The 10,685-nt window shown below is 44.5% G+C and carries 11 protein-coding genes; 6 read left to right on the top strand and 5 right to left on the bottom strand.

Going from position 1 to position 10,685, the window contains the following annotated elements; translation table 11 throughout:
* On the bottom strand, nucleotides 1-206 hold a 206-nt coding region (locus tag BLS49_RS24030), incomplete at its 3' end, for a transposase (RefSeq protein WP_483864716.1).
* An 828-nt stretch (nucleotides 207-1,034) separates the two neighbouring features.
* Here BLS49_RS24030 and BLS49_RS24020 point away from each other — a divergent pair.
* On the top strand, nucleotides 1,035-2,009 hold the full coding sequence (locus tag BLS49_RS24020; protein ID WP_175471530.1) for an aldo/keto reductase: 975 nt from the start codon (nucleotides 1,035-1,037) through the stop codon (nucleotides 2,007-2,009).
* 87 nt (nucleotides 2,010-2,096) lie between these two features.
* Here the strand turns inward: BLS49_RS24020 and BLS49_RS24015 are convergent, their stop codons facing one another.
* A complete protein-coding gene (locus BLS49_RS24015) occupies nucleotides 2,097-3,992 on the bottom strand; it encodes a PrkA family serine protein kinase (protein ID WP_091236601.1) in 1,896 nt (631 codons plus the stop codon).
* Nucleotides 3,993-4,454: 462 nt separating this feature from the next.
* Here BLS49_RS24015 and BLS49_RS24010 point away from each other — a divergent pair, with 462 nt between their 5' ends.
* Nucleotides 4,455-5,222, top strand: coding sequence for a DUF2161 domain-containing phosphodiesterase (locus BLS49_RS24010; protein ID WP_091236599.1), 768 nt, complete (start codon nucleotides 4,455-4,457; stop codon nucleotides 5,220-5,222).
* A gap of 14 nt (nucleotides 5,223-5,236) precedes the next feature.
* On the opposite strand, the gene BLS49_RS24005 is transcribed toward BLS49_RS24010, so the two are convergent.
* A complete protein-coding gene (locus BLS49_RS24005) occupies nucleotides 5,237-6,529 on the bottom strand; it encodes an aminotransferase-like domain-containing protein (protein ID WP_091236598.1) in 1,293 nt (430 codons plus the stop codon).
* A gap of 173 nt (nucleotides 6,530-6,702) precedes the next feature.
* On the opposite strand from BLS49_RS24005, the gene BLS49_RS24000 reads away from it, so the two are divergent.
* Both BLS49_RS24000 and BLS49_RS23995 read left to right on the top strand, forming a co-directional pair.
* Nucleotides 6,703-7,113: a hypothetical protein gene (locus BLS49_RS24000; RefSeq protein WP_091236596.1), complete on the top strand. Its 411-nt coding sequence runs from the start codon at nucleotides 6,703-6,705 to the stop codon at nucleotides 7,111-7,113.
* Nucleotides 7,113-8,177 carry a phosphodiester glycosidase family protein gene (locus tag BLS49_RS23995; protein ID WP_091236594.1) on the top strand — a complete coding sequence of 355 codons (1,065 nt, stop codon included), beginning with the start codon at nucleotides 7,113-7,115 and terminating at the stop codon, nucleotides 8,175-8,177. Before BLS49_RS24000 ends, BLS49_RS23995 begins: the two co-directional genes overlap by 1 nt.
* A gap of 285 nt (nucleotides 8,178-8,462) precedes the next feature.
* Here BLS49_RS23995 and BLS49_RS23990 read toward each other — a convergent pair whose 3' ends face one another.
* Nucleotides 8,463-8,708, bottom strand: a complete 246-nt coding sequence (locus BLS49_RS23990) for an AbrB/MazE/SpoVT family DNA-binding domain-containing protein (RefSeq protein WP_091236593.1) — start codon at nucleotides 8,706-8,708, stop codon at nucleotides 8,463-8,465.
* Nucleotides 8,709-8,852: 144 nt separating this feature from the next.
* On the bottom strand, nucleotides 8,853-9,317 hold the full coding sequence (trmL, locus tag BLS49_RS23985; protein WP_091236591.1) for a tRNA (uridine(34)/cytosine(34)/5-carboxymethylaminomethyluridine(34)-2'-O)-methyltransferase TrmL: 465 nt from the start codon (nucleotides 9,315-9,317) through the stop codon (nucleotides 8,853-8,855).
* Between the two features lie 332 nt (nucleotides 9,318-9,649).
* On the opposite strand from trmL, the gene BLS49_RS25460 reads away from it, so the two are divergent.
* Both BLS49_RS25460 and BLS49_RS23980 read left to right on the top strand, forming a co-directional pair.
* Nucleotides 9,650-9,856: a hypothetical protein gene (locus BLS49_RS25460; protein WP_245742762.1), complete on the top strand. Its 207-nt coding sequence runs from the start codon at nucleotides 9,650-9,652 to the stop codon at nucleotides 9,854-9,856.
* 15 nt (nucleotides 9,857-9,871) lie between these two features.
* The coding region (locus BLS49_RS23980; RefSeq protein ID WP_342707230.1) for an IS110 family RNA-guided transposase at nucleotides 9,872-10,685 on the top strand (814 nt) is incomplete at its 3' end.

Genomic DNA, 10,685 nt, shown 5'->3' with positions numbered 1-10,685 from the left:
CCAAGCAGTAGCATTTTAAAGAATACGATGGGATCTAGGGAGGGACGCCCATTGTTCTCACAGTAATAAGGTTTAACCAGATCAATAATGAAATTAAAATCGATATATTTGTCGATGTTGCGCAAAAGATGATCTTGAGGAACTAATTGCTCCAAGCAGACCAGTTCATACTCTAATTGAGGGTTTGTATCATTTGTAAACAACATAAAATCACCGCTCTCTGGCATATATTATATAGATATTATACCATATTAACGCGGTGATTTGGTGAAATAATGACTTTTTCAACAGTCTGAAATGTGCAGGTTTTTTGTCATTTGCAGACCGAGAACTATACATGATGGATCAAAAGCCTGCACTTTATACGAAAATAAAGAGTATGCCACAAGTAATCGTGATTAGGCTCGTGTTAAACAGAAGCATCATGGGCTACAGTTGGGCGTTTTCAGCCTATCTCAGCACTTCGGTAGCAATAAAGGAAAAAAGTTCCCCTATTCCATCAGGATTCGTTCAAGATCATAAAATAAAGGAATTTAATTCCTCTATTTTGGTGCTAAACACTGATTTTTCGCATTTTAGGGCAATTTCAGTAAGGATAAAGGAAAATATTTCCCCTATTTTCTTTAAAATCATCTTATTTTTGAAAATAAAGGATATTTTTTCCTCTATTGTGTTCGATCTGCAATCCTCTGATTTCTCACGAATAAGCTAGCTGTACTATTTCACTAAAGCGCAATTTGGAAATTTAGGGGATCTTATTTTCATTCTAGGTGGTGACGCCTGAGCGTCATAGTTGTTTTTGAAAGTATTTTAAATGAGATGACTACCACAGAGGAGAAAGATGTACTTTTGCAGGAATTTATGCTATATTGCGATACTATTCAACGTTTACGTGACAGGAATAATAATTACTACTGCATCGGGTCAGTTCATATAGATCTCAAAGTAATGTTTACTCCTTTTTTTGCATATCATGTCTTGGTATAATAAATTGAAACATTCCAAGTCATCATGATTATGAGGGGGGTACAAACGTGAAAGCGATTCCATTGCAAAAGCATGGCATCAATGCCAGTCAACTCGTTCTTGGCTGCATGAGAATGGGAGGAGACTGGGATAAGAACAGCTCGATTACTGATGAGCATTATAAAGAAGGACAAGCTGCTGTAGAGACTTCATTAGAGATCGGAATCAACATGTTTGACCATGCAGACATTTATACAGCGGGAAAAGCAGAGACCGTATTCGGTCACGTATTAAAAAACAATCCCAAGCTGCGCGAAAAGATGATCATCCAATCCAAATGTGGAATTCGTTTTGCTGAAGGCAACAACCCGCATCTCTTCGATTTTTCCGAGGGGCATATACTAAATAGTGTGGACGGTATTTTGAAGCGTCTAGGTATTGAATACCTTGATATTTTACTGCTGCATCGCCCCGATGCCCTGGTCGATCCTGAAGAGGTAGCGAGTGCGATCCAGAAGCTTAAGTCGACCGGTAAGGTGAATCATTTTGGCGTATCCAATATGAACCATGGACAGATCAAGCTGCTTCAAGCTTACTCTGGAGAACCATTTATCGTAAATCAGCTTGAAATGAGCCTGCTGAAGATTGGCTTCATCGAGACTGGGATTCACGTAAATCAGGAAGTTGCGAAGAACAACATTTTCCCTGACGGCACTTTGGAATATTGCCGCCTTGAGAATATTCAGCTGCAATCGTGGGGACCGCTCGCTCGTGGATTGTATTCTGGAGCATCGCTCGATGGGCAAAGCGAAAGTGTCATCCAAACAGCGAAGCTTGTTCAGAAGATGGCAGAGGAGAAAGGAACTACGCCTGAAGCTATTGTGTTAGCCTGGCTTATGACCCATCCGGCAGGGATTCAGCCAGTGATCGGCACGATCAATCCTTCCCGTATCCGGGCATGCAAGGATGCCGCTACACTACGTCTCACACGCGAAGAATGGTATACTCTGTACATTAGTTCCCGCGGGGTTGACGTTCCATAACCTTTAACTTAGGCACGCACTCATAATAAAAATACAGCCAAGCGTCAGACTTTGTATAAGTCATTCTAACGTCTTGGCTGTTTTCTTTTATCTGTTCAGGAGGCTTCCCACATAACGCAACAACTCATTGGCACATACCGGGCAATATCCATGCTCATCGATCAATCTTTTGCTTACCTCGTTAATCCGTTTGAGTTGATTTTCATCTGGTGTTTTTGTTGAGGTCGTAATTTTGACGATATCCTTCAGATCTGTGAACAGCTTCTTCTCAATAGCTTCGCGGAGCCGGTCATGATGATTGTATTCGAACTTTTTTCCTTTACGGGAATAAGCTGAAATTCGGATAAGTATCTCTTCTCGGAACGCCTTTTTAGCATTTTCGGAAATTCCGATCTGCTCCTCTATTGAGCGCATCAGCCGCTCGTCTGGGTCCATCTCCTCATCTGTTAGCGGATCACGAATCTTAGTCCAGTTGCAGAAAGCTTCGATATTATCGAGGTAGTTCTCAAACAATGTTCGGGCTGACTCTTCAAAAGAGTACACAAACGCCTTCTGCACTTCCTTCTTAGCAAGCTCATCATATTCCTTGCGAGCGATACTTATAAAGTTCAGATAGCGTTCCCGCTCCTCTTTGGTAATCGAAGCATGCTGATCAAGCCCATCCTTGATCGCACGAAGAATATCCAGAGCCCCCATGCAATGAAGGTCCTGCTTGATCAAAGCACTGGAAATCCGGTTAATGACATATCTCGGGTCTACCCCGGACATGCCTTCTTCCAGAAATTCATTCTGCAGCTCCTTCAGATCCGCATCCTTGTACCCCTCGACTTCCTCTCCATCGTAGAGGCGCATTTTTTTGACCAGATCAACCCCTTGCTTCTTGGTCTCTTTCAGCCTGGTAAGGATGGAGAAAATAGCCGCCGAGCGAAGGGCATGCGGGGCTATATGAACATGACTCATATCGCTCTGACCGATCAGCTTCGCATAAATCTTTTCCTCTTGAGAAACCTTGAGGTTGTAAGGAATCGGCATCACAATCATCCGCGATTGCAGCGCCTCATTTTTCTTATTGGCGATAAACGCTTTGTATTCCGACTCATTCGTGTGAGCAATAATTAACTCATCGGCCGAAATTAACGCAAATCTGCCTGCCTTAAAATTTCCTTCCTGCGTGAGCGACAGCAGGTTCCACAGAAACTTCTCATCGCATTTCAGCATTTCCTGAAATTCCATCAATCCACGGTTGGCCTTATTTAGCTCACCATCAAATCGATACGCTCTCGGGTCTGATTCCGAGCCATATTCCGTAATTGTAGAGAAATCAATACTTCCGGTAAGGTCGGCAATATCCTGTGATTTAGGATCTGACGGACTAAACGTACCGATCCCGATCCGCCCCTCCTCAGATAACAGAACTCTCTCTACCCCAACCTTCTCTATGTCCCCGCCATATTGTGTTTTAAGCTTCATTTGGCAGACAGGACATAAATTCCCCTCGATACGAACGTTAAGAGCATTCTCTACCTCCGGACGAAGCTCATGGGGTACAAGATGCAGCGGGTCCTCATGCATAGGACATCCTGAAATGGCGTAGACTGCTCCTTTTTCCGTGCGGGAAAATTTCTCAAGGCCCCGTTTAAGCAGCGTAACAAGCGTGGATTTGCCTCCGCTGACTGGTCCCATGAGCAGCAGTATTCTTTTGCGAACATCTAGTCTTCGAGCAGCTGAATGAAAATACTCCTCCACAAGCTTCTCTACCGCTCGATCCAGTCCAAAAATCTCCTGCTCAAAAAATTTATACCGCTTCCGGCCGTTCACTTCTTCCACGCCGTAAGACTCAATCATTTCATACACCCTGGCATGCGCTGTCATCGCTGGCGAGGGGTCCTTGGCAAGAAGTTCAATATAATCTTTAAAGGTTCCATTCCACACCAATGAGTTGCTCTCCGCCTGATAAGCCGCAATACGTTGAAAAATGTCCATGTTCGGTACCTCCTGTACTCCGCTTGGGGTATGTATTCCCCGTACTTTGATCCTTATTAAACTGAATGGAGCGCTTCTAGATAGAGGCTGTTCTTAAAGATTTTATTAAAGAAAAAGTGTATTACATACCTATGCGCAAAGGGGCGATAAGTTGACCATTTTTCAATTTAAAATATTCCTACCCGAATAATATGTTTTGCACTTATTTTCAACGTCTTGCCTGCGATGAGTATGATATAATTTTTACATTAGTGTGTGTTCAAAAAGTCAGGTTTTCAGGACCGAGAAGATTGGATGAAGCCAGGGCATGAGGAGCGGAGCGTACGTTTTGGGTACGTGAGCACCGGAAGGCCCGGCTGAATTCAAGATTCGATGTCGAGTCCGCTTCATGATTTGCTTCGTCATGGGAAGATGACTTTTTGAACAACCTCTATTAGACTATTTTCGTTAGAGGAGAGCGTCATGGCAGTTCAGCATGAAACAGAGCTATATGCACCGCTTAAAAAGTTTTTTGAAGAGCGCGGGTATTTAATAAAAGGTGAAGTTCGCCACTGTGACCTCGTCGGAATTCGCGATAACAGTGACGAGCCTCTTATTGTGGAAATCAAGAAAACATTCAATTTACCGCTTCTTTTGCAGGGGATAGAGCGACAAAAGCTTAGTTCTGAAGTATATCTGGCCGTTGAACGGAATCGAACCAAGCGGGGTGCTCATAATCAGCGTTGGAGTGATATTACAAATCTGTGCCGCAGACTTGGACTAGGTCTCATTACGGTAACTCAATTTAAGACGAAATCGCCTTTTGTTGAAATTTTGTGTCCCCCCGGCGGCCATGTAAAAGCTCCTTCTACTAAAGTCGTAAAAGCGAGAGCTTCCAAGCTGTTATATGAATTTAATGAGCGCAGCGGGGATTATAACGTAGGTGGCAGCCATGGAACAAAGCTCGTAACCGCTTATCGTGAAAAAGCGCTTCGCGTCGCTCTTGCCCTTCAGCAAGGCGAGGAAATGTCTCCAAGGGAAATTCGAGACAAGAGTGGTATCGGTCACGCTGCAGCCATTCTTCAAAAGGACTACTACGGCTGGTTCAGGCGCGTATCACGAGGTCGCTATATACTTTCTTCCGAGGGCGCCGAGGCACTCTCTCAATATAGCAGCGTAATTGAAGGCTGGCATTTGATTGCACCTACCTCAGAAAGTGAAATGAAAAAGATTAAAAAAGGGCGGTCATAATAAGATTTGACTGCCTAATAGCTACTTCGTGCAGTGAACTCGGAAAGCGCTTCGCCGATCAGATTCATGCCCCTGCGGAGTCGGTCCTCACTTTGAGCAGCATAATTCAGACGAATCGATTCATTGATGATTTCATCACCGAAGCTATCGATACCTGTTGACGTGGCATAACAGAAGGAACCCGGCATGAACGTAACACCCTTAAGCATGGCCGCACGCTTTAACGCTTCCGAGCTGAGTCCCGATGGTAGCGATACCCAAAGATACAGACCGCCGCCTGGGTCTTGAACGTCGCATTCCTCCCATTCATCCCCCTGCAGCAGCTCCAGCATGAGCGTCCTTCTCGTCATATAAGAAGCCTTAACACTTAACACAAACTTCCGCCAACCAAAAGAACTGATTTCTTCGTCATCTCTTGTATCCCTATTAACTCGTCCGCTAAGTATTGCGTACAGTGCACGTTGATTTTTAACATCCTGATCTTGTTGTTTCTTTAAGACTGCTTTCTCATTCTGACTCTCTATTATAGATAATTCCATGATCATTAAGGGATCAGAAATGATCCATGAAACCGGTCTGGAAGGACATAAGGTGCTTTCAAATGAAGCAATTCCGATCACTTTTGCACCTGTTAATTGCTCCTCCTGACGAAGTCGATATAAAGAGCTGGTCTTGTAAGATGACTCGGGGTAATTCAGCTCCATTGGTTCAACAAAAGGGACGATTCCGGCGGAATCATCTTCAACAATAGGTATCCCATAGCGATCGCAAATATCCAGGAGCGCTAATCTGCGCTTCCGGCTCCACACTGTGCTGGTGGGATTGCTAAACTGCGGCGTTACGTACACCAACGCCGGCTTCGCGATGCGGATCACCTCCCGCAGGTGATCCGGCAGCATCCCGTCCCGGTCACATGCCACCGGGACGATAACGGCGCCGCGCTCGCGCAGCAGCGCCAATGCCTCCGGCGACGCTGGTGTCTCCACCAGCACCGCGTCGCCCAGCTTCACAACGGCCCGCAGCAGCAGGCCCAGCGCCTCTTCGGCGCTGCCTGTGAGCAGCATGCGTTCCGGGCCGATCCCGTGCTCTCCGATGGCCTCATAGGCCTCGGAGAGCCATTTGCGCAGCGGCAAATATCCTCCCGCCGCTGCACCCCCATCCTCCTGGGCTTCGCTCTCCAGCCTTTCTATTCCATCCAGTAGCTTCTCAAGCTCTGCACGATCAAGCTGATTCCCGCCATCCCCGTTTTTTCCTGCAAAAGAAATTATGTCTCCCGTACACTCCAATCGACTGCCCCATACCTCCATCCTGTCACCTCCAGTGCAATATTGATGAATACTGTGATTGTATCTCAGGACAAACTTTTGCTACAACTTATAACCTGAACTCTATCACACGAAGAAATCTATCGTTTTTTGCCATATTTTGAACCCCATGATAGAATGTAGACTGGTAATTTTACAGCTTACGAGGTGATCTCATGTCTTATCAACCCAACCCTGTTTCAAGCACGGATTCAATACCAAATAGGCGAAACAAGCGTCCTTCTGTAAAAGTGGTTCTACTGACTTGGTTCCTGCTCATTGCAGTAGGAATAACTTCAGCCTACTTATATAGTAATTACTTGAAAAGATCGATGCTGGAGCAGCTGGACGCATCCTGGCAGATCCGCGTTACAGCCATGCAAAAAGACTATACTTCACAGCTATCAGCCCTATCTGCTCAAGTAAAGGACCTTCAAAGCAAAGTCGAATCCTTCAACGAACTGCTCGAATTTACTAAAGATAATAGTAGCGATAAAAGCGATAACAGCAATAAGCTATACTCACAACTAAGCGAGGTCAAAAAACAACTGGCCCAGCTTCAGAAACAAATGGATCTGTTAAAGTGATGACATATAATAAATCTATTAATCGCTACTTTCTTCTGGCCACAGGTCCCTTGCTTGGGTTACTGATTGCTCTGCTCATTAGCGGAACTGGAATTGATTGGCAGAGAGAGCCTGATCTGCTTGCTCCCAATATCGAGATAACATCAACAACCACTCAAGTCGCAAAAAGTCTGGATCAAGCCCGTGTAAACGCGGAGACAACAACATCAGCAATTCAGAATTCGACAGAGCTATATCACAAGACGACTGCAACGATGTCTACTATCCTTAAGACAGCCCAAACGACAGCTTCACGTCCAGAGACTATTTATAACCGCCGAATTACTAGTAAGCTGGGTTCTCCCTTCGGGACCCTGCAGAGCGATAAGGTTCGCATTGAGCTATACAAGATCAATCCCGGAACATATAAGGGATATGCGATGAAGGTCAAGCTTAAATCACCTGATGCTATGAAAATGACACTCGGAAAAGACAAACTGGGCGGTGCTGAGACTACACTTCAGGCGGTGAACCGATATGGAGCGGTTGCAGGTATTAATGCTGGGGGTTTTGCTGACTCCAAAGGAAAACGATACCCTCTCAGTACAACGATGCTTAATGGAAAATATTTAACAGGGTTTGAACCAACCTTTAAAGATCTGTTTTTTGTAGGAATGAACAAGACCGGACAGCTGGTCGGCGGAAAATTTCAGAGTCAAGCGGCTTTGGATAAGCTTAACCCGTCATTTGGCGCTTCCTTTGTCCCCATCCTGATGCAGAACGGGGTAAGAACTGCCCTCCCATTGAAATGGCAAGTATCACCACTTCGTGCACCACGCACAGTCATCGGAAATTACAAGGATGATCAGCTCATTATTCTCGTTGTTGATGGTTACGATGAAAAGGGAGGATCAGGAGCAACACTTGCGGAGCTTCAAAACAAGCTGTTTAACATGGGTGTACAGGATGCCTATAATTTAGACGGCGGCGGTTCCTCTTCATTGATCTTTAATGGAAAAGTAATCAATTCACCTTCGGATGGACAGCTTCGTCCAGTACCGACCCATTTTTTATTTTTTAAATAAATAGCATCTTTCAATTTCATCTATGAAAAATGTCATAATTTTGATTTATTTTTATTCTATAGGCGGGTATAATAAGATCAATAGTTCAACGTGAAGGTTGGAGGTGTTCACCTTTGTCATTTTCACTAACATTCTGGATTATCACTTTGGTGCTGGCTATGTTTCTATGCGGTATCCTCACTTCATCCTACAATGATGATAAAACAAAAGGCCTGTAAATAATAAATAAGCTTCCCATTTGGGAAGCTTATTTATTTAAACGCTTATTTCAAACGCTTGAAAAAATTAAACCAGACGATTCATCTCAATAAGACATTGGTTACAAATGGAACGTTCCTTGAACTCATTTACTTGCTCCATGGAACCACAGAACACACACTTCGGACGATATCTTTCCAGAATAATATGATCCCCTTGAACTAAAATTTCAACAGGATCTCCTTCGTTCATTTGATATCTTTTCCGCAGCGATTTGGGCAAAACAATTCTCCCCAATTGATCAACTTTACGGACTACGCCAGCAGGTTTCATAATGATGTACACCTCTCCTGAAAAATAATATGTAAAAATAGAGCGAAATACCTACTTACTCATTTGTTTTATTCGCCATTCTTTTCAGGATTCCTTCTACAATTCGACAATTTTAATAATTTCATCAAACTTTTATTTTCTAGCCTACCCCATTCCTGGAAAATCAAGCTGACGCAGCGCTTCATATACTATGATCGCAGCCGAATTAGACAGGTTAAGGGATCTGACTTTATCTGTCATTGGCATCCGCATTAATGTCTCCGGATGTGACTGCAGTATTTCCGGCGACAATCCCTTTGTCTCTTTACCAAACACAAAGAAGTCACCATCCTGAAACTGGAAATCTGTATACCGTTTTTTTGCTTTCGTCGTTGCAAGGAAAAAGCGGCTGCCTTTGTACTTCTCTTCAACCTCCTGAAAAGAATCATGATATTCAATATGAACCGCATACCAATAATCAAGTCCAGCGCGCTTCAATGTTCTATCATCTGTACGAAATCCAAGCGGACGAACCAAATGTAAATGTATTCCTGTCGCCGCACATGTTCTTGCAATGTTTCCTGTATTCGCCGGAATTTCCGGTTCTACGAGCACTATGTGTAATGCCATTGCTGCCAACACCCCGTTTATAGCTTTATTAGATTACTATTATACCACGTATAACAATAAAACGAAGGGGCTGTCCCAAACCACCATGGTCTAGCGGCCACCACCATGAATGAAAATGTACTTGGCCTGTGAATCTGTTTTGTTCCATACTGGAACTGCAGGTCACAGGCCGATACTTTTTTGGTAGGACAACACTCTGAGTCCCAAACCGGCCGACTGTATTCCACGAGCACCGCCATTTGTTGCTACGAGCACGTGTATAAAAATTCTTTCACTCTGAGGATACATGACCTGCACCCATTTTATTTTATTTTGAGGAGTGAGGCTACCGGATGGAGGCGATTCTGGAACGATGTGTTGGGCTGGATGTTCATCAAGAGACAGTAGTTGCTTGTGTTTTGTATGGTAAGTTAGACTGTAAACCGAAGCAAGAAATTCGTACGTTCTCAACAACAACGAAAGGACTGCTGGCGCTTAATGACTGGTTAAATGACCGGGAATGTACACACGTATCCATGGAAAGCACGGGCGTGTATTAGAAGCCGGTCTGGAACATACTGGAGGAGCAATTCACGCTCATTCTGGCGAATGCAAAACGCATCAAAAACGTACCTGGGCGGAAAACGGATGTCGCCGATGCAGCTTGGATCGCACAGTTGCTTCGTTGCGGACTCATCACGCCTAGCTTTGTTCCCTCAGCCGATATTCGAAATATGAGGGATTTAACACGCTACCGACGCAAGCTGCTTCGAGATGCGACAGCCGAGAAGAATCGGATACACAAAATATTGCAAGACGCAAATTTGAAACTTACGACTTACATTAGCGATATTTTTGGGATATCCGGTCGCGCACTGCTGGAGTCTGTTATTAACGGAGAGGTTTTGGACGCTGATGAAGTGAAAGAGAAAGTGAAGACATCTCTTAAGCGCAAAGTACCTGAGCTTCTTGAGGCACTAGATGGACGAATGAAGAAGCACCATCGTATGATGCTGGGTCTGCACTTAGACCACTTATCCTACGTTGAGAAGCAATTGGAGAAGGTGGAGTTCGAGATTAATCAGTTACTCGAACCGCACTTACCATCCGTTGAACTTTTGATTACCATTCCCGGCATTCAGAAAGATGCGGCGGCGGTCATCTTGGCTGAACTCGGAAATGATATGTCCTATTTTGGAGGTGATCCGCAAATAGCGGCCTGGGCCGGATTAAGCCCTGGCAATAATGAGAGTGCTGGAAAGAAGAAAAGTTCGCGAATTGCCAAGGGAAATAAAAGCTTAAAGGCTGTTCTTTGCCAAGCAGCCTGGGCAGCAAGTAAATCCAAGGGCACGCGACTTGCGTCTTTCTTTTACCGAATACAGAAACGAC

Origin of the sequence: Fontibacillus panacisegetis (assembly GCF_900102215.1) — a bacterium.
GTDB classification, from domain to species: Bacteria; Bacillota; Bacilli; order Paenibacillales; family Paenibacillaceae; genus Fontibacillus; species Fontibacillus panacisegetis.
This window is presented reverse-complemented; position numbering and strand designations above follow the sequence as displayed.

Coding starts and splice junctions, on each gene's coding strand:
- BLS49_RS24015 (WP_091236601.1), bottom strand. CDS start 3,992: ATGGACATTTTTCAACGTATTGCGGCTTATCAGGCGGAGAGCAACTCA.
- BLS49_RS24010 (WP_091236599.1), top strand. CDS start 4,455: ATGGCAGTTCAGCATGAAACAGAGCTATATGCACCGCTTAAAAAGTTT.
- BLS49_RS24005 (WP_091236598.1), bottom strand. CDS start 6,529: ATGGAGGTATGGGGCAGTCGATTGGAGTGTACGGGAGACATAATTTCT.
- BLS49_RS24000 (WP_091236596.1), top strand. CDS start 6,703: ATGTCTTATCAACCCAACCCTGTTTCAAGCACGGATTCAATACCAAAT.
- BLS49_RS23995 (WP_091236594.1), top strand. CDS start 7,113: ATGACATATAATAAATCTATTAATCGCTACTTTCTTCTGGCCACAGGT.
- BLS49_RS23990 (WP_091236593.1), bottom strand. CDS start 8,708: ATGAAACCTGCTGGCGTAGTCCGTAAAGTTGATCAATTGGGGAGAATT.
- trmL (WP_091236591.1), bottom strand. CDS start 9,317: ATGGCATTACACATAGTGCTCGTAGAACCGGAAATTCCGGCGAATACA.
- BLS49_RS25460 (WP_245742762.1), top strand. CDS start 9,650: ATGGAGGCGATTCTGGAACGATGTGTTGGGCTGGATGTTCATCAAGAG.